Below are 24,832 nucleotides of genomic sequence, written 5' to 3'. Positions count from 1 at the left end.
GCCCAAACTTCCAAGCTTGTTCAACCACACAACCTCCTATTACTGAGATGTCGATTTTTTTAGTTTTCACTTGGGACATTATGGGAATGAATACTGATAGATAAACTATGTGAATGAGGTGAGAAGTATCGCACGCGAGATTTTTATTTCAGATATACACGGTCAGTTTGAAGCGTTTACTTCCCTATTAGCAAAGCTGGATTACCAACCAGCAGAGGACGTTTTATATTTGTTGGGAGACTATATTGACCGGGGACCGCAATCAAATGAGGTTATCGAGTATTTATTAGAATTAAAAGAAACGGCCGGTTCTAATATTACTTTTTTAAAAGGAAATCATGAAGCCATGATGCTTGATGCTTTTGAAAATGAAGATAAAAGTAATGTAGGGCTCTGGTTTGAAAACGGGGGAAGGGAAACATTAAAAAGTTATGTTGGCGATGATTTGATTTCAAGTCCATTTGATGAAATCGAACATGCCATCCGGCGGGATTATCCAGATCATTTAGAATTCATCAAAAACCTACAGTTATATGAAGAGACCACAGATCACATCCTCGTTCACGCAGGTATCGATCCTTTTTTAGAAAACTGGAAACAAGCATCTGAACATACTTTTGTGTGGATACGTTCTCCTTTTCTCGAATCAAATCACTCTGTCGATAAAACGGTTGTTTTCGGCCATACCCCGACGCTCACGCTTCATGAGGATGCTAGTGTTTGGTTTCAATCAGACAAAATTGGAATCGACGGAGGAGCTGGATTTCAAAAGCAACTAAATGCGTTGATTTATGAAGACGCAGCGTATAGCACGGTTTCTGTACCAGTAGAAGTAGAATAACGCGGAGCGCGGACGACAAAATTAGCAGGAACATATCCTAACGTCCTTCACCACAAACATTTATCCCTCAGAAAACAAAACAATCCCCTTCAGCTATAGAGGGGACTGTTTTTTTATTTTCTTTATTTCGCTTCAATGCCTTCTAATATCAGTTTATTCACTAGTTGTGGATTCGCTTTTCCTTTTGTCTCTTTCATCACTTGCCCGACAAGGAAACCAAGTGCTTTGTCTTTTCCATTATTATAATCTTCAATGGATTGAGGATTATTTTCAAGAATTGTATCGACAATTTGCTTCAGTTCCCCTTCATCGGAAATCTGAACAAGCCCTTTGTCTTTTACAATCTGTTCAGGGTCGCCGCCTTGTTCAATCAAATCCGTGAATACTGTTTTGGCAATCTTACTGGATATGGTTCCTTTTTCAATGAGACTAATCAATGTCGCTAAACCTTCAGGGGTGAGAGCTGTATCTGCAAGTTCTAGATCGTTCGAATTCAGATATCCGTTCACATCCCCCATTAACCAGTTAGCAGCTTGCTTTGGATCTGCTCCTTGATTAATTGTCTCCTGGAAGAAATCGGCCATATTCTTCGATTGTGTCATAACACCAGCATCATATTCCGGGAGATCGAATTCTTGAATATATCTTGCTTTTCTCTCATCCGGGAGTTCTGGAATATCGGCTTTGATTTTCTGCTCCCAGTCTTTATCAATATAAAGAGAAACAAGGTCCGGTTCTGGGAAGTAACGGTAATCGTCAGATCCTTCTTTGACGCGCATTAATGTTGTTTCTTTTTTCGCATCATCCCAGCGTCTTGTTTCCTGCAGAATTTCTCCACCAGATAACAATTCTTGCTCTTGACGTTTTTCTTCAAACGCTAGACCTTTTTGGACGTTTGTAAAGGAGTTAAGGTTTTTCAACTCGGTTTTTGTTCCAAACTCTTCTTGTCCAGCCGGTTTTAGAGAAATATTTGCATCACAACGGAGTGATCCTTCTTCCATTTTACAATCAGAAACCTCGGTATATTGTAAAATAGCCTTCAATTTCTCTAAATACGCATACGCTTCTTCCGGTGTTTCAATATCCGGTTCGGATACAATTTCAATTAATGGTGTCCCGACTCTGTTAAAATCCACAAGACTGTGATCGTCAAAATCGTCATGTGTTAACTTTCCTGCGTCTTCTTCCATATGAATTCGGGTAATACCGATTTTCTTTTTGTATCCTTCTACTTCAATTTCAAGATATCCGTTTTCCCCGATTGGTTTATCAAACTGGGAAATTTGGTATGCTTTCGGATTATCAGGATAGAAATAGTTTTTCCGATCAAACTTTGTTTCCTCCGCAACCTCACAATTCAACGCAAGTGCTGCTTTCATAGCATATTCCACCGCGCGTTTATTTAAAACAGGCAACACGCCAGGATGACCGAGACACACGGGACAAGTATGCGTATTCGGTGGTGCGCCGAATTCGGTGGAGCAATTACAAAAGATTTTCGTGTTTGTTTTTAATTCAGAGTGAACTTCAAGTCCAATGACTGTATCAAATTTCATCTTCGTTTTCCCCCCTTACAATTCCGGCTTAGTCTTGTTATGATTTGTCGCTTGTTCATATGCATGAGCTGCGCGATACACCGTTCCTTCTTCGAACGGTCTTGAGATAATTTGAAGTCCAACCGGCAATCCGCCTGAAAATCCGCATGGAACTGAAATCGCTGGTACGCCAGCTAAGTTTACAGGAATCGTTAGAATATCGTTCGCATACATCGTTAACGGATCGTTCACTTTTTCTCCTACCTTAAAGGCCGTTGTCGGAGCAGTTGGTCCAACGATGACATCATAGTCTTTCAAAATATTATCGAAGTCTTGTTTAATTAAAGTTCTTACCTTTTGTGCTTTTTTGTAATAAGCGTCGTAATAACCGGAACTGAGCGCAAAGGTTCCAAGCATAATCCGGCGTTTCACTTCATCCCCAAAGCCTTGACTGCGTGTATGCTTGTACATGTCAATTAAGTTGTCTGCCTGTTCAGCGCGTACACCATAACGGACACCATCAAATCGTGCCAGGTTAGCAGACGCTTCAGAAGAAGCCAATAGATAATAAGCTGCTACCGCGTATTGCGAATGCGGAAGGGATACTTCTTCCCAACTTGCCCCTTGCTCTTCCAATACTTTTAACGCTTCAAGAACACGATTTCTTACGTCTTCACTAACACCTTCTCCGAGATATTCCTTTGGGACAGCTATTTTCATCCCTTTAACATCGCCTGTAAGGGAAGAAAGATAATCTGATACAGGAACGTCAGCGGACGTGGAGTCACTCTTAGAATGACCTGCAATTTGTCCGAGGACAAGTGCATTATCTTCTACTGTTTGTGTGAGCGGTCCAATTTGATCCAAAGAAGAAGCAAAGGCTACCAAACCATAGCGGGAAACTCTTCCGTAGGTTGGCTTCAACCCTACTACTCCACAATAGGAAGCTGGCTGCCGGATTGATCCACCAGTGTCAGAGCCAAGGGAAAAACTAACTTCTCCCGCAGCAACAGCTGCTGCTGCGCCACCACTTGAACCTCCAGGAACATATTCTGTATTCCATGGATTGCGTGTTGTTTGAAATCCTGAATTTTCGTTAGAAGACCCCATCGCAAATTCGTCCATATTGAGTTTTCCGATGGTAACCGATTCAGCTTTTTCAAGGCCGTCCATGACATTTGCGTTATGGACAGGCTCAAAGTTAGCAAGTAATTGGCTTGCACAAGTTGTGCGTAGTCCATTGGTTATAATGTTGTCTTTGATACCGGCGGGTAGTCCGAACAATAATCCTCGTGTGTTTTCGTTGGCGAGGGCTTCGTCTAATTTCTCCGCCTGTTGTCTTGCATTTTCTTCATCCAATGTTAGAAATGCTTGGACTTGATTATCTACTTCTTTAATACGTTTAAAGGATGCATCTACTACTTCTGAAACTTTCAATTCTTTATTGTGCAGCTTTTTATGTATCGATGAAAAGCTTTCTTCAAGTATCGACATTTACTATTTCCCTCCTTTACTCTAAAACAGATGGTACTTTCACTTGTCCGTCTTCTTGGTCTGGTGCGTTCTTCAACGCTTCCTCCCGAGTTAATGATGGACGTTCTTCATCTTCGCGCAAGACATTATGAATATCTAATACGTGTGTCGTCGCTTCTACATTTTCTGTATCTAGTTCATTTAATTGTTCAGCGAAACCAATGATGGCATCCAATTGTTCCGTAAAAGTATCCACTTCGTCTTCTGTTACAGACAAGCGTGCTAGATGCGCAACATGTCTCACTTGATCTTTTGAAATACGTTCCATTCCGAGTCACCTCCAACTATACATTTGCAATACTTAGATGATACCAAATAAGGGGGAATGGGGCAACGCATCAGCGTCTCGGCTCCATCCCATTCTCCAATTTTTAATACACGTGAATGAACGGGTCGTCACCAGGTTCTTTCACAACTAACGCTTCTGCTCCATTAGATGATGTTATCTCTACTTCTACGCTAATATCTGGAAAACGCTGTTCTACTTTGTCTGTTACGTGTTGAGTAAACGCAATAACTTCTGTTTCACTATAAAATGTTATCGGTACCTCTATTGAAAGTTCCCTCATTTCTCCGTTTTGATAATAACCTTTTCCGACAACTCCAACAAAGTTTTCGAAGAAATTATTAACTTCATCCCGAAACTGGTTAAAAGCTTCTGCATCTTCTCTTTGTTCTTCGTTAGCGGTACTTGATGGGAACAAGTAGTGTGTTTCATTCAAGTTATCCCAGTTATTCACATCTTCACCTGGCTGAGCAGTGCCTGTCGCAATAAAGTCACCCGGTAAGCTAGAGTCTCTTGCAGCCTCACGGTAGACCGCAAACATAATAGGAACATTTTCCAACGCTCCATTATCCCGATCTTCACTACGAAGTCTTTCTACGATTTGCGATGCAATGTCTTGCGCTTCTTCTAAACTGGTCTCTTTATCAATTTCTTTATCCTGCCAAGCTTCGTATGTTCCATCTTCATTTTCTTCTCGAAAGTAATAAATGCTATTCATCGACAAACCAATTACGATACCGCCGACTTGGAGATTCCCTTCATTATTTTCCACTACATAGTTGTGTTCAATAATATTAGAAAGCACTCTTGGTTGTGAGCTTTCACGTTCCTCAAAGCTTTCCCCTTCACCTAAAGGCGGGTTAAGTCCGAGTGGATTGTCTTCTTCATTTCTTCTCATAACCCAGCTATTAAGTTCAGAACTGTCGATGAACTGACCTTCCCGGAAAAAATAATCGTCTTGATTAAATTCTTCCGAAGCAAGTTCTTGCATGCCAACCTCAACACGTTCTAAATCCATTCTATTGTACACAACATCTCTATGGAATTCTCTTGCAGCCCCGCTAATGTATTTGCCATCTTGCAAAACACTTCTATAGTAATTATCTAAACTAGGTATCTCAGGACTTACTTCCACTTCTGAGTCTTCCGTTGCATCTTCCTCTTGTTCAATGTCCACTCCATCTTCTTCTCGCTCCATACCTGGAATACAGCCTGCCAACAATATAAAAGAGGACATAGCCAAGACGCCCGTTTTCCTCCGCATTATTCCATCTCCTCGTTTCCCAAGAGAATTTCTATGTTTCATTCTTTTTACTAATAATCCTTGTACCATCATAGAATGTTCATTAGGTATTCACAAGGGCAAAAAGAAGAATTTTACTTTAAAAAGCTAAGTCGCTGTTTTATCTAAAAACTGATCCTCATCCCATATTTCTATGCCGAGTTGTTCTGCTTTGGTTAACTTTGAACCTGCATCAGCCCCTGCTACCAGAACATCTGTATTTTTACTAACACTTCCCGTCACTTTCCCACCGAGAGATTCAATTAATTCTTTTGCTTCATTTCTCGTCACTCTCTCTAATGTCCCGGTTAATACAACGGTTTTATCACTAAGCGCAGTATCAGAGACGGCTTCTTGTTTCTTTGGCCCCTTATACGTCATATTTAATCCGAGCTCTTTTAACTCATCAAGGAGTGCATTTGCTTCAGGTAATTCAAAATAACGGACGATAGCGTCTGCCATTTTATCCCCAATTTCATAAATAGCAAGCAAATCGTCACGACTCGCACGACGCAAGCTTTCCATTGTCTCAAAATGTTCTGCCAATGTGCGTGCTGCCTTTGCTCCTACAAATCGAATACCTAGTCCAAACACAAGTTTTTCCAGTGAGTTAGCTTTTGAAACTTCAATAGCTGACAAGAGGTTTTGTACCGATTTTTCGCCCATTCGTTCCAACTTTAATAATTCGTCTTTTTCTAATTTATACAAGTCTGCGATTCCCGAAACTAATTGATGAGTGAATAATTGTTGAATGACTTTTTCCCCTAATCCATCAATATTCATTGCATTGCGGGACACAAAGTGAATGAGCTCCTCTTGAATTTGAGCGGGACACTGCGGGTTTATACAACGCAGGGCGACTTCTTCTTCCAAATGAACCAGTTCACTCTCACAAGCAGGGCACGTGCTCGGCATGTCAAATTGTTCTTCACTTCCATCCCGAAGTTCCTCCAACACTCTAACTACTTCTGGTATAATGTCCCCTGCTTTTTTTATAACAACTTGGTCACCAATCTTAATATCTTTTTCTCGGATTAAATCTTCATTATGAAGAGAAGCACGCTGCACAACAGTTCCTGCCACTTGTACTGGCTTTAATTTAGCGGTTGGTGTCACCGCCCCTGTCCGGCCGACAGACAGCATAATTCCTTCTAGAGTCGTGATTTTTTCTTCGGCAGGGAACTTGTAAGCAATGGCCCAACGCGGACTTTTGGCAGTGAACCCCAGCTGTTCCTGTTGCTCCAAATGATTTACTTTAACGACAATGCCATCTATTTCATAATTAAGCTCATCACGCCGTTCCACCCAACTGTTCACAAACTCAATGACTGCCTCTATATCTTCACAATGCTTACTTTCTGGGTTTGTTTTAAAACCTAATCGTTTCATGTATTGAATTGCTTCATAATGGGTTTGGGTTTTCATCTCGTAATCATTCCCAATGGCGTAAAGAAAAATATCGAGATTTCTATTAGCTGCTATTTTCGGATCAAGCTGCCTTAACGAACCAGCTGCTGCATTCCTCGGGTTAGCAAACACCGATTCTCCTGCTTTTTCTTTCTGTTCATTCAACCGCTCAAAAGAACGCTTAGGCATAAATACTTCACCGCGCACTTCAAGGTTCACAGGTTCATTTAATCGAAGCGGAATCGATCCGACCGTTTTTAAATTACTAGTAATGTCTTCACCCGTTGTACCATCACCACGTGTTGCCCCTCGAACAAATCGTCCATTTTCATACGTCAAAGAGACCGCCAACCCATCAATTTTCAGTTCACAAACATAATCAATACTTTCGCTTAACCCTTGTCTTACACGTCGATCGAAGTCGCGAAGATCTTGATCATGAAAAGCGTTACCAAGACTCATCATTGGAATCTCATGCTGTACTTTGACAAAAGCATCCAGCGGTGCGCCGCCAATACGTTGTGTCGGAGAATCACTGGTTTGCAGTTCCTCGAAATCTTGTTCTAGCTTGACTAATTCCTGCAGCTTTTCATCATACTCTGAATCCGGCACAATCGGGTCGTCCATAACATAATAATGGTAGCCGTACTTGTCTAAAAGATCACGAAGTTTTTGTGCCCGTTTCTGTGCTTCCGCTTGATCCATCACCTTTTCGTCCCTTCTGCGTCATTCATTGTACTTTCGTAATTGGCGCAAACTTAGCGTACAACCGTTTGATTCCTTCGGTTGGAAAAGCAATATCAAGTTCGATTTCTTCTCCTTCGCCTTTAAGACTTACAACCGTTCCTGTTCCCCACTTCTTATGTTCTGCTTTATCGCCAACTTGCCAGTCAAAATTACTGCCTCCGTGTGAAGTGGAAATCGTCCGTCCTCTCGACGGAGAGACGGCTGCTTGTCGTTTTTGTTCAAATGGAGATATTTTCTGGCTTGTCCCTCCATTATTTTTCATCCAATCCGGTGTTTCATCATCATCCTTATCGATGACCTCTTTTGGCAGTTCTTCAATAAAACGAGACATTGGATTTACCTGGGTTCGACCATATAACTGGCGCATATAAGAGTGTGTAAGGTGCAACTCCTGTTCGGCTCTTGTAATTCCTACGTAAGCCAGACGCCGCTCTTCTTCCATTTCTTCATTTTCAAACAAGGAACGACTATGCGGGAAGATACCTTCTTCCATCCCGGTTAAAAAGACAACCGGAAATTCCAGACCTTTTGCTGAATGCAGTGTCATCATAATAACAGCACTTTCTTCTTCCTCTTCATCAGACTGATTCATATCGGCAACGAGTGCTAAGTCAGTTAAAAATGCGATTAAGGAAACATCGTCATTTTTCTTTTCAAAATCCTGTGTCACCGACATAAATTCATCAATATTTTCAAGCCTGCTTTGAGACTCCAACGATTTATCTTCTTTTAACGCATCACGATACCCCGTCTTTTCCAATAACTCTTCCACAAGCTCGGTAACGGATAGATATTCCTGCATCTGAATCCAATGTCCAAGCTGTTCAGCAAACGAGCGCAGTTTTTTTGTAGGACTTGCGCCAAGGCCGATTTGTTCTGCTTCTTGAAGTGCTGTGAACATGGAAATGTCTTGTGCATTAGCGTAATTCGCTATCTTATCCACCGTAGTCGCACCAATTCCTCGTTTTGGGACATTAATAATCCGGGTTAAACTGATGTCATCATCGGGATTGGCGACCAATCGTAAGTATGCCAGAACGTCTTTAATTTCTTTTCGATCATAGAACTTTGTTCCGCCGATCATATTGTAGTTAATGTTTGATTTTAAAAACATTTCCTCAATGATACGGGATTGTGCATTTGTACGATACAAAATAGCAATATCCGAGTAATCAAACGTTCCACTTTGCACGGCTTCTTTTATCCTTTCAACAATATAAACCGCTTCATCTCGTTCATCCGCTGATCTGAAATAGTGAATATTTTTTCCTTCTTCATTATCTGTCCATAATTTTTTCGGCTTACGCCCGAGATTATTCTGGATGACTTCATTAGCAGCCTTCAAAATCGTCTGGGTGGAACGATAATTTTGTTCTAGTAAAATCGTTTGCGCTTCTTCATAATCTTTTTCAAACGATAAAATATTCTCAATATCTGCTCCGCGCCATTTATAGATAGACTGGTCTGAATCACCTACGACACAAAGGTTACGGTGACTATCAGCCAGCAGTTTAACGAGTGTATATTGAGCCCTGTTTGTATCCTGATATTCATCTACATGAATATATTGAAATTTACGCTGATAAAACGCAAGGACTTCAGGAACCTGACGGAACAAACGGATTGTCATCATAATAAGATCGTCAAAATCCAACGCATGATTTGAACGAAGACGTCGTTGATATTCTTTATATACGTCTGCGGCCGTTTCTTCAAACGGACCTTCCGCTCTCTCTATAAATTTTTCTGGAGGTTCCAGCACATTTTTGGCAGAAGAAATCATACCTAAAATGCCACGCGCGTCGAACTTCTTGGAATCAATATTTTGATCCTTCAAAATCTGTCTGATTACAGATTGCTGATCCGAGCTATCGAGTATCGAAAAATTACGATTATACCCAATCCGGTCGATGTCTCTTCTTAAAATTCTTACACACATAGAGTGAAACGTAGACATCCAAATATCTTGAGCAACCGGACCTACCAATTCTGACACGCGGTCTTTCATTTCTCGGGCAGCCTTATTCGTAAACGTGATCGCAAGAATTGAATAAGGAGGAATCCCCTTTTCTCGTATTAAGTATGCAATTCGGTGCGTCAACACTCTTGTTTTTCCGCTGCCGGCCCCAGCCATTACTAATAACGGGCCTTCTGTATGTTGTACAGCCTCTTTTTGTTCAGGATTCATCCCATTAAGCATTTTTTCAACAATTTGTTTTTGCAATGCTTCCACCACCTAGAAACGTATGTTCGATATTGTCATTATACGTTATTTGTTTTGTCTTGGCTACTGTTTTTAACAGCATTCACCGTCGACAGCGCTGCTTTTAAATCATCATAAACGATGTTTCCGACAATGATTGTGTCCGCTATTTTACTCATTTCGGCTGCCTGCTCTGCATTTTGTATGCCGCCGCCGTAAAACAATCTTGCCTGTTGCAATGTATCTGCTGCAGCTTTTACCATCTCGGGGTCACCGTAAGTTCCACTGTATTCTAAATAAAAAACAGGCAAATGAAACAAGCGGTCAGCAAGTAAAGCACTCGCTTTTACATCTTCCACGTCAAACGACGTATCGGCATCCGTTAACGAAGCGACTTTAGCGTCCTTATTTAATACGCAATAGCCTTCTGTAATTATCTCTTCCCAATCCATCATGGTTCCGTACTCTTTTAATGCTTGTTGGTGCATTCCTGTGATCCAGCGGGAATCCCCTGCATTTAGAACAGTCGGTATGAGAAAATAATCAAACCCTGGTGTAATCGACTCAAGGGTAGAAATTTCAAGTGCACAAGCAACCGAATGCCGGCGCACTCGTGACAATAAGGCAAGCGTATTATCCAAAGTCACACCATCACTACCCCCGATAATAATCGCATCTGTCCCAGAATCACAAATCGTCTCCAATGATTCGTCATCTATGTCTTTTGCGGGATCAAGTTTAAATGCATGCTGCCATTCTGTATATAAAAGCATTTCTGCTCCTCCACTATTCATTCTTCATTACTTTCCGACACCTAATTATAGCAAAAACCCACTTGAGCCTCAAAATTCCATAAAAAAACAGCCCATCTTCTTAAAAACAGTCTTCAGCATGAAAAAAGCTGCCTTTTCAAGCACAATACGCGCCTAAAAAAGACAGTTTTTTCTTTACTCTTGCGTTTCTTGTTTGTTGCTTTCCCTCACGCGATCAAGGGTCATTTGATAACTGTCGTTGCCGTAATTCAGACAACGCTTCACTCTAGAAATAGTGGCAGTACTTGCCCCTGTTTCCGTTTCGATTTTATGGTAAGTATGACCATATTGCAGCATCCGTGCTACATCTAAACGTTGAGCTAGTGATTGAATCTCATTAATAGTGCAAAGATCATCAAAAAATTCATAGCACTCTTCTACATCACGAAGGGACAAAATGGCTTGAAATAACTGGTCCAATTCCTTGCCTCTTAATTTATCAATTTGCAATGCGTTAACACCTCTTTTTTTGCGAAACTTGTACATATAAAAATATTACTAGTCAATCCCCTGCACGCTGCCGTCAATGCCTGAAGAGGAAGGTACTACATTAATCCATGTTTTCCCCGGATGAAATGGAACTTCTTTTCCATCTTTCATCGGCAGCAACCGTCCCCCTTCATTTTTCCATTGTACCTTTAACGCTTCACCATTTTGAAGTAATAAACCTTCACCACCGGATGATAAATTTATTTCCCGGCGTCCTTTGTCGTCAACAACCCGGTGTGAGGCTTCGACAACAAACACATTATTAACTGCTAATTGCTCGCCTGTGCTTTCGTCAATCGTCTCCTCATTATCACTGGAACGCTCATACACATTTTCATTCTCATTATAAGTAAATTGTACAACGTATTTATCACGATACCATATGTCAATCTCGTCTGCTTGTTGAGATGATATGAAAGCCGAGAATCCATCTTCTTCGAAAGAATTTTCGGAGACTTCTCGTTCTACCTCGTATCCTTTACTAGTCAAGCCTTCCATAGCATCATCAAATGATATGTATGAATTGTGCGGAGCTTGTCTCTTTGCAGAACGCTGAAAAAGAGTTCCATCATGAAACAATCCATTTAGGTATGGAGCATAACCGGCTTGTAACATTTGCTTGGCTTCCGGGCTCCAACCATGTGTCACATATAAAGAATCATACCCTTGCGCTAAATCAATAAAATAGTCGCGCGAACTTCTCACCGGGCCAATCTCATCAGGCTGCTCACTTTGATAAATGGCCAAAAATCTTGTCGTATTCCCTTCCGTTAGTACTTCGTAGACAATATCGGCGTCACTAAGTCCTGTCTGCGGTCGAGCTAGCGGATGATTGTTGACCATAACAGCCATTGGACGGTAAGGGGAAATGGTATCTGTCCCCTCTCCCGTCAATGGTTCTGTATATGCATATTCTGGTTCTTCCGACTCATCTTCCTCCAATGATTCATCTTCCTCAGAGGTTTCGGGTTCCGACTGAACCGGTTCATTTTCTTCCTCTGATTCTTCTGTTTCCGTTTGAGTACTCGTATCCTCTCCGCCGCAGGCACTCAAATAAAATACAAATACAAAACAGCCTAACAAAACCAACTTCTTCATACTATTTCCATCCTTTAGCAACGTTATCTTTACCTTTTCCCAGTTTAACGCATAATGGAAGGAAAGAGTACCGTTTTCTTATGGACATCAAAAATTCCCTTTTGTGTAATACGAATATAAGGAAGATGTGTTGACGAAAAAAATAACATACTATAAACCGGATCTTCGTGCGGATAACCTTTGTCCTTAAGAGCTTTCACCATCTTTTCATGTTGTTCAATCACATTTCCCATCGGTTCTAGTGACATAGCCCCAAATAATTTCAAAGGTATGCTTTCGATAAGCTTTTCGTCTTCTACTAAAAACATGCCGCCGTCGTGGCTTTTCAATTCTTGAAATGCTTTTTCCATATCTTTTTTTCTTTTTCCGATAAGAACAATATCACCTGTGTTCGAAAATGTTGTGGCAAATCCTCCAAGCGTGTTTGCGAATCCTTTTATTACTGTATTGATACGCCATTTTCCATGACGATCCAACATAACAAAGAAGCATTCATCATGATCTTCAGATAATTCATCGCTGGTAACGTCAATGCTAACTTGATACGGCTTTAAAATAACAGAGTTCACCAGTTCAATCCCCATTGGCATCGAAAAATGCAAATCATCTTCTTGGAGTCTCCAATCAATCATAAATGGATGAACTCCGTAAGATTCCCATGAAAAATCACGGTTTGGATAATGGTTTTCCCCGTCTTTCAAAATCCATTTCCCTTTCGCAAGAACAGCTTCTGGAACAGGATTCCCCGCATCTTCCAATACGTTCAAATGTGCAATACGTCCAGGTGCAATCATACCGATTTGATCATCTATACCATAATGACGGGCATTGTTATAGCTTCCCATTTCATAGGCATCTATTTCTGGTACACCTTTTTCCAAAGCAATCGCAATCGTTTTATCAATAACACCTTGTTTATAAAAGGATGGAGTGGATCCATCGGTATTTAATGTAAATCGACTGAAGTCATGAACACCCGCTGCTAACAATTCCTCCAACATTTGAGGCAAATCCGGACGTATCGAGGAATAACGCAGCGAAGTTGTCATACCAGCATCAAGTCGGCGCAATGCCTCCTCTCCACTCATAGCTTCATGATCGCCATTAACACCTAAAAGGGACATCTGCGTCAATGTTCTAGAAGATGCACCTGGTAAATGTCCTTCGATTGGTTTGTTCAATTCCTTCGTATATTGCATCCAATGAAGTACCGTGTCGTCTCCTGTCATTACTTTCGGCCATGACGTTAGTTCCCCGCCTTGTAACACAAGTGGGTGTTCTAACCATGCTTTCATATCAGATGGAGAAAATATTGCGTCCTCTTCCTCTAACTCTGTTTGCGCATCATATCTTGCCCACCAATACATTGATGTTGGCAGTTTCTCTAGGTCTTCGATGAGTGTAAGCGCTTTCCCTTTTTCGATATTTAAAAAGAAAAACATGTTGTCATTAATCAGTGTTGTTGTTCCTCGCAACGATGCATATTCTGCAAACGTGTGGGGATTATATAACTGAAACGGATGAGCATGTGGTTCAATGTAACCTGGAACGATTCGCTTACCAGTACAATCTACAATTTCTGTTCCTTCAGTCAATGCCGGCCACTCTTTTCCGGCGTAGACGATTCGATCTTCGTATATCCATATATGTCCATCAAGCCATGCTTTACGTGCACTGCTTAAATATGTTGCATTCTTTAAAATAAGCGTAGGTGCTGCTTCACCGCGGATGACGGAAAGCTGACGTCTTAATGTTTCTTTATTCCATGGAAATAATTGCTGTGCTGCCATGTCTGTTCACCTGCTTTCTGCATAGGTAACTGTTGCTATTTTGTTAATATTATTTCCTATAAATCTTTATTTAACCTGTTTATCTACGTTCATTTTATCACATTTTAATTCGTTACTCTATAAAAGGAAAGTGACAAGATTATAAAGAATTTATTAACGAAAGGAAAATGCAAAAATGAAGTCCAATATTGGAACAATAAACGCTCTCATCCGCATTACTTGCGGGCTGACGGTCCTTAGCTGGACGACGGCCGATTGGAGCAGGTCACGTCATCGAAATACACACTTGATTTGTACAGTTCTCGGGGCAATGAAAGTCGCAGAAGGAATTACACGATTTTGCCCTATAACAAAGTGGGTAACAGAAAGTATGCCAAATAAAAATAATCATTCATCACAAGAATCCCAAAACACACCGGAATATCATAACACGAATGAGCAATGAGTCAAGGATTTACCTGAAATTTCTTGTTTAAGTATAACAGTTGAGATAAACAGTCAAACGATTTTATCAGATAATCTGACAGTCCATTTTCAATAAAAACAATTACGCACACTCTTTTCTATGTATATGAAGGCTCTCTCTTCTTTATGACAATTATAAAAAAATTACAAGCGCCCAAGGCTGCCCGAAGTCCTTTCCACTGAATGTGGCGACTTCTACGCCCGAGAACAGGATGTTCGACAAAGAGCGGCACGTCCTAGAAGAGGTTCTTGAGGCAATACCAAACTACTGTCGGTCCGGTGCTTCCCTTTTCGAGACAGTCCTTTCCCTAAAATGTCTCGCATGATACAGGTTCGGGACATTTCATACCGATTTTCATTACGTTTTGTCCCGGATGGGTCGTATTAGGGACAAAACGTTCTTCATCTACCTTTTATTTGTCCTCCAAACATCATTTCGGACAATTTCAACATTGGTTCGAACGCTTTCCGCGGTCTGGCTACTCCTGCTGAAGGATCGCCCCAAAATATAAATCGCACAAATTTCATCTAAATAAAAAACGCTCTGAGATTTTTGCGCTCAGAGCGTTTTCCTTTTACTACAAAACCATGGCTTTTATTCAAATCGAGTGATCGCTTTATCTCCAATATCCGTTCTGTAGAAAAGATTGGTCGTATCAAGATGCTGTAACTTGTCATAAACAGCTTCCTTCGCGTCCTTCAAACTAGAAGATTTTTCAGCTAAAAGAAGCACTCTTCCACCGGCTGTTTGATAGTTATCAGCTTCTTTTTTCACGCCTGCAAAGAAAAGCAATTCTGCTTCTGGCACAGCTTGAATCAGTTTTCCTTTAGCATATGGGCCTGGGTAGCCTTTTGCGGCTGCAACAACGCCTAAGACCGCTTCTTCTGACCATAATAATTCAGGCTTACCGCGATGTAACAAATCCATTATAACTGTCGCCAAGTCAGATTCTAAACGTGGCAACACAACTTGCGCTTCCGGATCACCAAATCGGGCATTAAATTCAATAACCTGTGGACCTTTCTCCGTCATCATAAGGCCAGCGTAGAGGATACCAGTAAAAGGGCGCCCTTCCTTCATCAGCCCTGTCGCTGCCGGCTGCAATACATCTATGACCGCGCGATCAATATCCGCTTGTGAAAATTGTGGAACCGGACTGTATGCCCCCATTCCACCGGTATTCGGTCCTTCATCCCCATCAAAGGCACGTTTATGATCTTGTGCAGCGACCATCGGAATGACCATCTCTTCGTGAACAAAAGCCATTAAGGAAAGTTCTTCGCCTTCCAAAAATTGCTCAAGTACAACTTCCGCACCGGCTTTTCCAAACTTATCATCTTTTAAAATAGCTTTTATCGCATCTATTGCTTCCGATTTTGTAAACGCAACGGTTACACCTTTACCAGCTGCCAATCCGTCAGCTTTAATTACAATCGGAGCCCCTTCTTTTTCAAGGTGGCTTATCGCCTCGTCATAATCAGACGTAACAAAATAAGAACCAGTCGGAATAGCATGCCGATGCATGAACGATTTTGCGAACGATTTACTTCCTTCAATAAGCGCCGCTTCTTTTGTCGGACCAAAAACGGTCAATCCAACTTCTTGAAAGTCGTTCACTATCCCTTCCAAAAGCGGAGCCTCTGGACCAACAATCGTCAAATCAATCTGGTTTTCTTTCGCAAAAGTAATCAGACCTCTATGATCTGACTCCTTTACATTTATGGATTCTGCTACTTTGCCCATCCCAGCATTTCCAGGCGCGGCATAAATATGTTCGACTGTGGTGCTTTGGGCAAACTTCCACGCTAACGTGTGCTCTCTACCGCCACCGCCAATTATTAGCACTTTCATCGGTCGGGCTCCTCCTTAAAACAATTCCTATATTCTCGTTTAATGCTTAAAATGACGCATTCCTGTAAAGACCATAGCAATTCCTAGTTCATTCGCTTTCTCAATCGATTCTTCATCTCGAATCGAACCACCTGGTTGAATAATAGCAGTTATTCCAGCTTCTCCAGCCGTCTCCACTGTATCTTTCATTGGGAAAAAGGCGTCTGAGGCTAGTGCACTTTCTTCTGCTGTTTCTCCCGCTTGTTCAATCGCGATTTTTGCAGAACCTACCCGGTTCATTTGGCCTGCTCCAACCCCAACTGTTCTATCATTTTTCGCTAGTAAGATAGCATTGGATTTTACGTGTTTTACGACTTTCCAGGCTAGTTTCAAATCCTGCCACTCTCGTTCTGTCGGATCACGATCGGTTACAACTCGGATATCAGCGTCCAAAAATCCTTTTCGGTCTTCCTCTTGAAACAAGGCCCCTCCGTGAATAGACGTTATTTTTGACCGTTCTTGTGGTTTTTCTTCATCAAGTGCAATCGTTAATAAACGAAGGTTTTTCTTTTCCGTCAAAATATCTAACGCTTCTTGAGTAAACGTTGGAGCAATCACAATTTCAAGAAAGATTTCTTTTAACTTATGGGCTGTATCTGCATCCACTTCCTGATTAACAGCGATAATACCGCCGAAAATCGAAACGGGATCTGCTTCGTATGCTTTCTGGTACGCATCATATAGATTGTCTCCTATTCCAACTCCACATGGGTTCATGTGCTTTACAGCTACAGCAGCAGGTTGACTAAATTCTTTCACTATCGAAAGTGCTGCTTCTGCGTCATTAATATTATTGTAAGATAGTTCTTTTCCATGAAGTTGAATGGCGTTTGCGATAGAGCTCATCGGGCCAATTGGTTCCCGATAAAAGGCAGCTTCTTGATGAGGGTTTTCACCGTAACGAAGGTCCTGTTTCTTCTCATACGTCACAGTATATGTTTCTGGGTATCGTTCTCCTGTTTGTTCTGTTAAGTAATTCGCTATAAGTGCGTCATATGACGCGGTGTGCCGAAAAACTTTCGCAGCTAAACGCTGTCTAGTATCCGCTCCGATATCCCCTTTTTCGTTCCATTCATCAAGGACAACGTTATAATCTTCCGGATCTGTAACAACCGTAACGTGTTTATTATTTTTGGCGGCAGCACGAAGCATACTCGGTCCACCGATATCAATGTTTTCGATAGCATCTTCAAATGTTGTGTCTGGTTTTTCGATTGTTTCCTTAAATGGATACAAGTTAACAACCACAAGATCAATCGGTGTAATTTTATGTTCATCGAGTTGTGAAAGGTGTTCGTCTTTGTCACGCATGGCAAGCAATCCACTATGAATATAAGGATGAAGTGTTTTTACTCTCCCATCTAAAATTTCAGGGAAACCAGTTACTTCTGATATTCCTATAACGTTTACGCCGCCTTCGGACAAAATACGGCTTGTCCCACCGGTCGATATAATTTCCACACCTTGGGCTTCGAGTTGTTTTGCAAACGGAAGAATGCCTTCTTTATTTGATACACTAATTAACGCTCGTTTGATGCTCATTTTTCGTTTGGCCCCCTTGAGATATTCGCTTGTTATTTAACCATTGTATCGTATCCGGGTATATTCGATGTTCAATCGATTGGATAGCTTTTGTCAGAGATGACAGGGAATCCGTCTCTTTCACATACACTGCTTCTTGGGCAATAATAGGTCCAGAATCCATTCCTTCATCGACATAATGTACTGTCACACCAGTGACTTTGACTCCAGACTCCCATGCTTGTCCAATCGCGTCTTTCCCAGGAAAGGCGGGCAAAAGAGAGGGGTGTATATTGATGATTCGATCATGATAGGCTTCTAACAATGTTGAACCAATTAATCTCATATATCCAGCCAACACAATAAGGTCAACCTTGTTCTCTTCTAGTTTTGAAATAATATCAATTTCAAACGCCGCTTTATTTTCATAACTTTTCGGGTGAAAAGCAAAAACGGGGATATTTAATGCTTCTGCTTTTGATATGACAGATGCTTCCGGTTTATCACAAACCACTAATGATATTTCAGCCTCCAGCCTATTTTCTTGTATAGCATCCGCTATGGCTTGAAAATTCGACCCGCTCCCAGAAGCAAATACGGCAAGCTTCATGTTGTCTGCCCCCTTTTCACTTCTAATGAACCACTATTTGTGACAGAACCAATGATATGAACGTCTTTCCCTTGTTCTTTTAATGATGCAACAGCTTCTTCTGCTACATCCTTTGAAACGGCAGCTACCAATCCTATTCCCATATTAAATGTACCGAACATATCCTCTTCTGACAGGTTACCATTCTCTTGTACAAAAGAAAATATAGACGGGCATTCCCACGTTGCTGTATGCACTTGGGCTCCTAAGTTTTCCGGAAGCATCCGCGGAATATTTTCATAAAATCCACCACCGGTGACATGTGCCATTCCTTTTACGTTCACTTTTTCTCTTAATGCTTTGATAGCTTGAACGTAAATGCAAGTAGGTTCCAGCAATTCTTCACCGAGCGGACGATCAAACGGTTCGTATATTTTTGTTAAATCCAATCCGGCTTGTTCTAACAGTACTTTTCGCACGAGTGAAAATCCATTGCTGTGTATACCCGATGAAGGAAAGCCTAATAGCACATCACCTGCTTCGATTGTTTCACCAGTAATAATAGAGCTTTTTTCTACTGCCCCAACGGTAAAGCCGGCTAAATCATATTCGTCTTCTGCGTACATCCCCGGCATTTCTGCTGTTTCTCCACCAATCAGCGCACAATCAGCTTCTTCACAACCGTCAGCAACACCTTTAACGATCGCTTCTATTTTTTCAGGGTCTGCTTTTCCACAGGCAAGATAATCGAGAAAATAAAGCGGTTCTGCTCCTTGAACCGCAATATCATTTACGCACATAGCAACCGCATCTTTTCCAATTGTGTCATGTTTATCCATCTGAAAAGCAAGCATTAGCTTCGTACCTACGCCGTCCGTACCGGAAACAAGCACAGGTTCTTTATAGGGAAGCGCAGAAAAATCAAACATCGCTCCGAATCCACCTAATCCGCCCATTACTTCTGGGCGCATCGTTCGATTGGTGTGTTGTTTCATCCGGTCAACTGCTTCGTATCCTGCTTCTACATTTACACCTGCTTTTTTATACGCTTCTGACATGTTTTTATCCTCCTCACCGTGTCTTTCTTATTTATCCGTTGATCACTTTATCGTGAGGATGAAGCGTATCCTCATAGATATCGGTTGGATACTGCCCTGTAAAACAGGCTAAGCATTGACCACAGTTCGAATCCTGATTGCTTCTTCCAATTCCGTTTAACATACCGTCTATACTGATGAAGGACAGAGAGTCAGCTCCCATTTTTTCCCGCATTTTCTCTACCGAATAACTTGCAGCAATGAGTTCTGATTTTGTTGAAATATCAATGCCATAAAAACATGGATGAGTAATGGGGGGAGAACTAATTCTCACATGTACTTCTGTTGCACCTGCTTCTTTTAACATACTTACAATTCTTCTACTCGTCGTTCCGCGTACAATCGAGTCATCTACCATAACAACACGTTTTCCTTCGACCACACCTCGAACGGGAGAAAGTTTCATCTTCACCCCTTGTTCTCGCAGTTCTTGGGATGGTTGTATGAACGTTCTGCCGACGTAGCGGTTTTTTATCATCCCTAGTTCATAAGGGATGCCTGCTTCTTCTGCATAACCAATTGCAGCAGAAATCGATGAATCTGGTACACCTGTCACAACATCTGCTTCAATAGGAGACTCTGAAGCCAGTTTTTTGCCTAGATTCTTGCGTGCTGTATGAATATTTATTTGATCAATATTTGAATCAGGACGGGAGAAATAGACATATTCCATGCTGCACATCCGCCGTGGTTCAGAAGAAGCATATAACGTAGAATGCATGCCATTTTTATCAAACGTTATGATTTCTCCAGGTTGCACTTCTCGTTCATATTGCGCACCGATAACGTCAAACGCACATGTTTCTGAAGCAACAACATAAGCATCACCAAGACGACCGATAGACAAAGGACGTAATCCGTTTGGATCCTGTGCCACTAGCAGTTGTTTTTCCGTCATAACGGCGAGAGCATATGCCCCTTGGACCATAGAAAGGGCATCACTCAACTTGTCTTCCATATTCGGATATACACTACGTTTAATTAAGTGGGCAATCACTTCGGTGTCAGAGGTTGATTGAAAAATGCTTCCTTGATTCTCAAGTTCAAGCTTCAGCCCATTTGCATTAACGAGATTGCCGTTGTGAGCAATCGCAAGACTGTCCGTTTGAGAGCGGAACATTAACGGCTGACAGTTATCCAAACCGCCGCCACCTGCTGTAGCATAACGTACGTGACCCACAGAAGCATGACCTTGTAATTGATCAAGTTCCCCTTCTTTGAAAGCCTCTGTTACAAGTCCAAGACCTTTATGAATTGATAGCTGTTCTTCATCACTTACTACAATTCCCGCACCTTCTTGTCCGCGGTGTTGTAAACTGTGAAGGCCGTAATACGTTATTTGTGCTGCCTCTTTGTGTCCCCACACTGCAAACACACCACATTCTTCATTTAATCCCTTGATTTCACCAAGCATGGAATGGCTCCTTTCCAGGCATCTTCTAGTTCATCTACTTTCGCCTGTAACACTATTTCCCCTGATTGTTCGTACACTTCAAGCTGACTGTCATTCGTAACCGTTCCAAGGTATCTAGCATCAGGTACCATTTTTTGAAATGACTTCTTTTTATGAGCAGGAACAGACACTAGAAAACGAGACTGCGTTTCAGAAAACAAATCTGTTGCCACTTCTTCAGAAATGGTGACCGTTGCTCCAAGCCCTGTATCCATCAAGCTTTCTGCGATGGCAACTCCAAGTCCACCTTCAGCCAAATCATGAGCCGATTGAACAAGACCTGCCCGAATCGCTTCAAGTACTTGATTTTGACGGTGTTTCTCCAATTCGAGATCAAGGGATGGTGCTTTTCCAGAAATGTCACCTTCAAGAAGCTTTTGCAGTTCACTTCCTCCAAAATCCGGTGTCGTCTCCCCGATAACATATACAGCATCTCCTGCCTGTTTAAAGGATTGCGTTGTAATATGCTCTAGATTTTCAATTAACCCAACCATTCCTACAACAGGGGTTGGATAAACAGCGCCAGCCTTTGTTTCATTGTAAAGAGAAACGTTTCCTCCAATAACCGGCGTTTCCAACGTTTCACACGCGGCTGACATGCCATCTGTTGATTTTTCAAGCTGCCAATAAATTTCTGGGTTTTCTGGGTTACCATAATTCAAGCAATCTGTTAAACCGAGCGGAATACCGCCTGAACATACGATATTTCTTGCCGATTCTGCTACTGCGATTTTACCGCCGGTTTCTGGATCAAGATAAATAAAACGAGAGTTACTATCTGTCGTCATTGCAAGAGCTTTATTCTTATCTCTTACCCGCAATACAGCTGCATCTGAACCTGGCTGGACCACCGTGTTGGTTTGGACCATATAATCGTACTGATCATAAATCCATTCTTTACTTGCGATGGTTGGCTGCTGTAGCAAGTCAATTAACGTTTTCTTCGGGTCATCTATATGAAAAACGGTTTCTTTTATTTGTTGATTTTTTGTAAATGCGGCATGTTCTATTGATTCTGGGTGATATACAGGAGCCTCTTCAGCAAGAGCGTCTGCCGGGATTTCCGCTACTACTTCGTTTTGATGAAGCAGGCGCAGAGTTTGTTCTTCGGTAACACGACCCACTTCGGCGGCATATAATCCCCAACGGTCACAAATATTTCTTACTTCTTGTTCATGCCCTTTTTTCACGACAAGAAGCATCCGCTCCTGTGACTCAGAAAGCATCATTTCGTAAGGTGTCATATCTTTTTCGCGTTGCGGTACTTTATCCAAATCCATCTCGATTCCAAACCCAGCTTTGCTTGCCATTTCAGAAGAAGACGAAGCAAGGCCTGCCGCTCCCATATCTTGAATTCCTACGAGAGAATCCAACTGTACAAGTTCAAGACAGGCTTCGAGTAGCAGTTTTTCCATAAATGGATCGCCAACTTGAACGGATGGGCGCTTACTTTCTGATTCTTCGCTCAATTCCTCAGAAGCAAACGTAGCTCCATGAATTCCATCTTTTCCTGTGCTTGCACCTACGTACATAACCGTATTGCCGGTTCCTTCAGCGACACCTTTTTGAATATCTTTATGATCAATCAATCCGACACACATCGCGTTCATTAGCGGATTTCCTTCATAGCATGGGTCAAATTGAACTTCACCGCCAACCGTAGGCACGCCAACACAATTTCCGTAACCTGCTATACCTGCAACAACTTCTTCGAATAAATAACGTCCTCTTGCTGATTGAAGTTCTCCAAATCTTAAGGAGTTCATTAGTGCAATGGGCTTTGCTCCCATCGAAAAGACGTCACGTAATATGCCCCCGACTCCAGTGGCTGCTCCTTGATATGGTTCTATCGCAGACGGGTGATTGTGACTCTCCATCTTAAAAGCTACCGCCTGACCATCACCTATATCGACAATACCTGCACCTTCCCCTGGTCCTTGGAGAACTCTTTCACCTTTACTAGGGAATTTTTTTAATAGTACTTTTGAATGTTTATAGCTGCAATGTTCCGACCACATGACGGAAAAAACGCCCGTTTCTGTATAGTTTGGTGCGCGTCCGAGAATTTTTTCCACCATGGCAAATTCTTCGTCTTTTAAGCCCATCTCTTGATAAATTTTGTCATCTTTTATTTGCTGCGGTGATGGTTCAAGGAGTAAGGACATAAGATTCCCTCCAATGCTTTAACATGGATTTAAATAGCTTTAAGCCGTCTGCACTTCCTAACAGGTCTGATGTTGCTCGTTCAGGATGCGGCATCATTCCGAGTACATTGCCTTGTTCATTTACAATGCCTGCTATATTTGCTGTCGAACCATTAATATCGTTGCGGTACGTGAATACAATTTGCTTATTGCGTTGAAGTTCTTTCAATGTTTGTTCGTCACAATAGTAGTTTCCTTCTCCGTGAGCCACAGGAATCGTCACAGACTCCCCTATTTCATAGGCATTCGTAAATCCGGTTTGATCGTTTTCTACTATTAGTTCAGTCGGTCGGCAAATGAATTTTAAATCTTTATTCCGCTGCATGGCACCTGGTAGAAGACGCGCTTCAAGCAGCACCTGGAATCCATTACAAACACCGAGAACAGGCTTGCCTTTGTCTGCCTCTTCGATAACACTTTCCATAACAGGGGCAAATCTTGCAATCGCACCGGAACGGAGGTAGTCTCCATACGAGAATCCTCCCGGCAATAGAATAGCGTCGTATTTAGATACGTCCGTTTCGGTATACCACACTTTATCGATTTCTTCTTCTAGTCCTTCTTCGATTGCATAATACATATCGTTATCGCAATTAGATCCTGGAAAAACAATAACTGCAAATTTCATTATGAAACAGCCTCCCCAATCGTGTACGTGTAATCTTCAATAACCGGATTGGATAGTAGCTTCTCGCACATTTCTTCTACACGCTGTTCCAAGTTTTTTGTATTTTCTACTTCTAATTCAATGAATTTCCCTGTGCGCACGCTCTGTACTTCATCATAGTTCATCGTGTGAAGAGAATTGGTAATCGCACTCCCTTGCGGATCAAGCACTCCTGCTTTTAATGTCACGTAAACGTGGACTTTAATCATGAACAGAACCTCCCAGTCTTTTTAATATTTCTGTATAACCATCCTGCAGGGAACCAAGGCCATAACGAAAAACATCTTTATCGAATTTTTCTCTTGTTTTTTCATCCCAAAGGCGGCAGGTATCCGGCGAAATTTCATCGGCTAGTATCAATGTACCGTCCGCCGTTGTTCCAAATTCCAACTTGAAATCGACAAGGATAAGGCCACAGCTTTGAAAATGCGCCTTCAATGATTCATTCACCGCTAAAGCTTTTTCTTTCATGCTCTCTACCTGCTCAGGAACAGCTGCTTGAAGGATGCGTATGTGATCATGGTTAATCAGCGGATCACCTAATGCATCGTCTTTATAATAAAACTCAACAATGGGTTGGTGGAGCTCTGTTCCTTCTTCTATCCCTGTTCTTTTGTGAAGACTCCCCGCAACAACATTACGAACCACTACTTCCAAGGGAATAATGTCCGTTTTTGTCACCAATTGTTCTGTGCTGGACAGCTTTTTTTTAAAATGACTAGGAATTCCGTTTTCTGCTAGCTTCTCAAACAGCAAAGAAGATATTTCATTGTTTAATAGACCTTTTCCTGATAAAATTTCTTGTTTTTCTCCATTAAATGCAGTCGCATCATCTTTGTATTCGACCCACAATAATTCAGACTCATTCGTTTGATAAAGTTTTTTTGCTTTGCCTTCATACAACAGTGCTTGTTTTTCCATC

General features: G+C 41.7%; 21 protein-coding genes. 2 read left to right on the top strand and 19 right to left on the bottom strand.

Annotation, left to right across the window (positions count from 1 at the left end):
• Window positions 1–118: 118 nt before the first annotated feature.
• Window positions 119–841 (top strand): metallophosphoesterase family protein, encoded by a 723-nt coding sequence (locus tag J2S78_RS14575; protein WP_306899740.1) that lies wholly within the window; start codon window positions 119–121, stop codon window positions 839–841.
• Between the two features lie 122 nt (window positions 842–963).
• On the opposite strand, the gene gatB is transcribed toward J2S78_RS14575, so the two are convergent.
• From gatB to J2S78_RS14525, 10 genes are all read right to left on the bottom strand, one after another.
• Window positions 964–2,397 (bottom strand): Asp-tRNA(Asn)/Glu-tRNA(Gln) amidotransferase subunit GatB, encoded by a 1,434-nt coding sequence (gene gatB, locus J2S78_RS14570; protein ID WP_306899738.1) that lies wholly within the window; start codon window positions 2,395–2,397, stop codon window positions 964–966.
• Window positions 2,398–2,412: 15 nt separating this feature from the next.
• Window positions 2,413–3,870: an Asp-tRNA(Asn)/Glu-tRNA(Gln) amidotransferase subunit GatA gene (gatA, locus tag J2S78_RS14565; protein WP_306899736.1), complete on the bottom strand. Its 1,458-nt coding sequence runs from the start codon at window positions 3,868–3,870 to the stop codon at window positions 2,413–2,415.
• A 16-nt stretch (window positions 3,871–3,886) separates the two neighbouring features.
• Window positions 3,887–4,177 (bottom strand): Asp-tRNA(Asn)/Glu-tRNA(Gln) amidotransferase subunit GatC, encoded by a 291-nt coding sequence (gene gatC / locus J2S78_RS14560; protein WP_306899734.1) that lies wholly within the window; start codon window positions 4,175–4,177, stop codon window positions 3,887–3,889.
• 103 nt (window positions 4,178–4,280) lie between these two features.
• Window positions 4,281–5,459 (bottom strand): CamS family sex pheromone protein, encoded by a 1,179-nt coding sequence (locus J2S78_RS14555; protein WP_306899732.1) that lies wholly within the window; start codon window positions 5,457–5,459, stop codon window positions 4,281–4,283.
• 126 nt (window positions 5,460–5,585) lie between these two features.
• A complete protein-coding gene (gene ligA / locus J2S78_RS14550) occupies window positions 5,586–7,589 on the bottom strand; it encodes an NAD-dependent DNA ligase LigA (RefSeq protein WP_306900269.1) in 2,004 nt (667 codons plus the stop codon).
• A 25-nt stretch (window positions 7,590–7,614) separates the two neighbouring features.
• Window positions 7,615–9,831, bottom strand: coding sequence for a DNA helicase PcrA (gene pcrA / locus J2S78_RS14545; protein ID WP_306900267.1), 2,217 nt, complete (start codon window positions 9,829–9,831; stop codon window positions 7,615–7,617).
• 62 nt (window positions 9,832–9,893) lie between these two features.
• Window positions 9,894–10,607: a heptaprenylglyceryl phosphate synthase gene (pcrB, locus tag J2S78_RS14540; protein ID WP_306899730.1), complete on the bottom strand. Its 714-nt coding sequence runs from the start codon at window positions 10,605–10,607 to the stop codon at window positions 9,894–9,896.
• Between the two features lie 174 nt (window positions 10,608–10,781).
• On the bottom strand, window positions 10,782–11,096 hold the full coding sequence (locus J2S78_RS14535; RefSeq protein WP_306899729.1) for a YerC/YecD family TrpR-related protein: 315 nt from the start codon (window positions 11,094–11,096) through the stop codon (window positions 10,782–10,784).
• A gap of 48 nt (window positions 11,097–11,144) precedes the next feature.
• Window positions 11,145–12,233, bottom strand: a complete 1,089-nt coding sequence (locus J2S78_RS14530; RefSeq protein ID WP_306899727.1) for a DUF3048 domain-containing protein — start codon at window positions 12,231–12,233, stop codon at window positions 11,145–11,147.
• Window positions 12,234–12,277: 44 nt separating this feature from the next.
• A complete protein-coding gene (locus J2S78_RS14525; RefSeq protein WP_306899725.1) occupies window positions 12,278–14,023 on the bottom strand; it encodes an adenine deaminase C-terminal domain-containing protein in 1,746 nt (581 codons plus the stop codon).
• Between the two features lie 175 nt (window positions 14,024–14,198).
• On the opposite strand from J2S78_RS14525, the gene J2S78_RS14520 reads away from it, so the two are divergent.
• Window positions 14,199–14,468 carry a YgaP family membrane protein gene (locus tag J2S78_RS14520; protein ID WP_306899723.1) on the top strand — a complete coding sequence of 90 codons (270 nt, stop codon included), beginning with the start codon at window positions 14,199–14,201 and terminating at the stop codon, window positions 14,466–14,468.
• A gap of 615 nt (window positions 14,469–15,083) precedes the next feature.
• Here J2S78_RS14520 and purD read toward each other — a convergent pair.
• Genes purD through purC form a run of 9 tightly spaced genes read right to left on the bottom strand, consistent with a single transcriptional unit; the run spans window position 15,084 to window position 24,831 of the window.
• Window positions 15,084–16,340 (bottom strand): phosphoribosylamine--glycine ligase, encoded by a 1,257-nt coding sequence (purD, locus tag J2S78_RS14515; protein WP_306899721.1) that lies wholly within the window; start codon window positions 16,338–16,340, stop codon window positions 15,084–15,086.
• A gap of 39 nt (window positions 16,341–16,379) precedes the next feature.
• Complete coding sequence (purH, locus tag J2S78_RS14510) at window positions 16,380–17,921, bottom strand: bifunctional phosphoribosylaminoimidazolecarboxamide formyltransferase/IMP cyclohydrolase (protein WP_306899719.1); 1,542 nt, start codon at window positions 17,919–17,921, stop codon at window positions 16,380–16,382.
• Complete coding sequence (purN, locus tag J2S78_RS14505) at window positions 17,896–18,510, bottom strand: phosphoribosylglycinamide formyltransferase (protein ID WP_306899718.1); 615 nt, start codon at window positions 18,508–18,510, stop codon at window positions 17,896–17,898. The genes purH and purN overlap by 26 nt, the downstream gene beginning before the upstream one ends.
• Window positions 18,507–19,547 carry a phosphoribosylformylglycinamidine cyclo-ligase gene (purM, locus tag J2S78_RS14500; protein WP_306899716.1) on the bottom strand — a complete coding sequence of 347 codons (1,041 nt, stop codon included), beginning with the start codon at window positions 19,545–19,547 and terminating at the stop codon, window positions 18,507–18,509. Before purM ends, purN begins: the two co-directional genes overlap by 4 nt.
• Before the next feature lie 31 nt (window positions 19,548–19,578).
• Window positions 19,579–21,000, bottom strand: a complete 1,422-nt coding sequence (gene purF, locus J2S78_RS14495; protein WP_306899714.1) for an amidophosphoribosyltransferase — start codon at window positions 20,998–21,000, stop codon at window positions 19,579–19,581.
• Window positions 20,976–23,204: a phosphoribosylformylglycinamidine synthase subunit PurL gene (gene purL / locus J2S78_RS14490; RefSeq protein WP_306899713.1), complete on the bottom strand. Its 2,229-nt coding sequence runs from the start codon at window positions 23,202–23,204 to the stop codon at window positions 20,976–20,978. The genes purF and purL overlap by 25 nt, the downstream gene beginning before the upstream one ends.
• Complete coding sequence (gene purQ, locus J2S78_RS14485) at window positions 23,188–23,871, bottom strand: phosphoribosylformylglycinamidine synthase subunit PurQ (RefSeq protein ID WP_306899712.1); 684 nt, start codon at window positions 23,869–23,871, stop codon at window positions 23,188–23,190. The genes purL and purQ overlap by 17 nt, the downstream gene beginning before the upstream one ends.
• Window positions 23,871–24,119, bottom strand: a complete 249-nt coding sequence (purS, locus tag J2S78_RS14480) for a phosphoribosylformylglycinamidine synthase subunit PurS (RefSeq protein ID WP_306899711.1) — start codon at window positions 24,117–24,119, stop codon at window positions 23,871–23,873. The genes purQ and purS overlap by 1 nt, the downstream gene beginning before the upstream one ends.
• Window positions 24,112–24,831: a phosphoribosylaminoimidazolesuccinocarboxamide synthase gene (gene purC / locus J2S78_RS14475; RefSeq protein ID WP_306899709.1), complete on the bottom strand. Its 720-nt coding sequence runs from the start codon at window positions 24,829–24,831 to the stop codon at window positions 24,112–24,114. Before purC ends, purS begins: the two co-directional genes overlap by 8 nt.
• Window position 24,832: the final 1 nt, after the last annotated feature.

The sequence above is a fragment of the Salibacterium salarium genome (assembly GCF_030813635.1).
Classification (GTDB): domain Bacteria; phylum Bacillota; class Bacilli; order Bacillales; family Marinococcaceae; genus Salibacterium; species Salibacterium salarium.
Note: the sequence above shows the minus strand (reverse complement) of the source record. Positions and strands in the feature narration are given on the sequence as shown.

What these genes read in the sequence shown, in the direction of transcription:
- purL (WP_306899713.1), bottom strand. Translation starts at nt 23,204, where the DNA reads ATGTCCTTACTCCTTGAACCATCACCGCAGCAAATAAAAGATGACAAA.
- purH (WP_306899719.1), bottom strand. Translation starts at nt 17,921, where the DNA reads ATGAGCATCAAACGAGCGTTAATTAGTGTATCAAATAAAGAAGGCATT.
- purF (WP_306899714.1), bottom strand. Translation starts at nt 21,000, where the DNA reads ATGCTTGGTGAAATCAAGGGATTAAATGAAGAATGTGGTGTGTTTGCA.
- pcrB (WP_306899730.1), bottom strand. Translation starts at nt 10,607, where the DNA reads ATGCTTTTATATACAGAATGGCAGCATGCATTTAAACTTGATCCCGCA.
- purM (WP_306899716.1), bottom strand. Translation starts at nt 19,547, where the DNA reads ATGTCAGAAGCGTATAAAAAAGCAGGTGTAAATGTAGAAGCAGGATAC.
- J2S78_RS14555 (WP_306899732.1), bottom strand. Translation starts at nt 5,459, where the DNA reads ATGCGGAGGAAAACGGGCGTCTTGGCTATGTCCTCTTTTATATTGTTG.
- purD (WP_306899721.1), bottom strand. Translation starts at nt 16,340, where the DNA reads ATGAAAGTGCTAATAATTGGCGGTGGCGGTAGAGAGCACACGTTAGCG.
- J2S78_RS14530 (WP_306899727.1), bottom strand. Translation starts at nt 12,233, where the DNA reads ATGAAGAAGTTGGTTTTGTTAGGCTGTTTTGTATTTGTATTTTATTTG.
- purC (WP_306899709.1), bottom strand. Translation starts at nt 24,831, where the DNA reads ATGGAAAAACAAGCACTGTTGTATGAAGGCAAAGCAAAAAAACTTTAT.
- purS (WP_306899711.1), bottom strand. Translation starts at nt 24,119, where the DNA reads ATGATTAAAGTCCACGTTTACGTGACATTAAAAGCAGGAGTGCTTGAT.
- J2S78_RS14520 (WP_306899723.1), top strand. Translation starts at nt 14,199, where the DNA reads ATGAAGTCCAATATTGGAACAATAAACGCTCTCATCCGCATTACTTGC.
- ligA (WP_306900269.1), bottom strand. Translation starts at nt 7,589, where the DNA reads ATGGATCAAGCGGAAGCACAGAAACGGGCACAAAAACTTCGTGATCTT.
- gatA (WP_306899736.1), bottom strand. Translation starts at nt 3,870, where the DNA reads ATGTCGATACTTGAAGAAAGCTTTTCATCGATACATAAAAAGCTGCAC.
- purQ (WP_306899712.1), bottom strand. Translation starts at nt 23,871, where the DNA reads ATGAAATTTGCAGTTATTGTTTTTCCAGGATCTAATTGCGATAACGAT.
- purN (WP_306899718.1), bottom strand. Translation starts at nt 18,510, where the DNA reads ATGAAGCTTGCCGTATTTGCTTCTGGGAGCGGGTCGAATTTTCAAGCC.
- pcrA (WP_306900267.1), bottom strand. Translation starts at nt 9,831, where the DNA reads ATGCTTAATGGGATGAATCCTGAACAAAAAGAGGCTGTACAACATACA.
- gatB (WP_306899738.1), bottom strand. Translation starts at nt 2,397, where the DNA reads ATGAAATTTGATACAGTCATTGGACTTGAAGTTCACTCTGAATTAAAA.
- J2S78_RS14525 (WP_306899725.1), bottom strand. Translation starts at nt 14,023, where the DNA reads ATGGCAGCACAGCAATTATTTCCATGGAATAAAGAAACATTAAGACGT.
- gatC (WP_306899734.1), bottom strand. Translation starts at nt 4,177, where the DNA reads ATGGAACGTATTTCAAAAGATCAAGTGAGACATGTTGCGCATCTAGCA.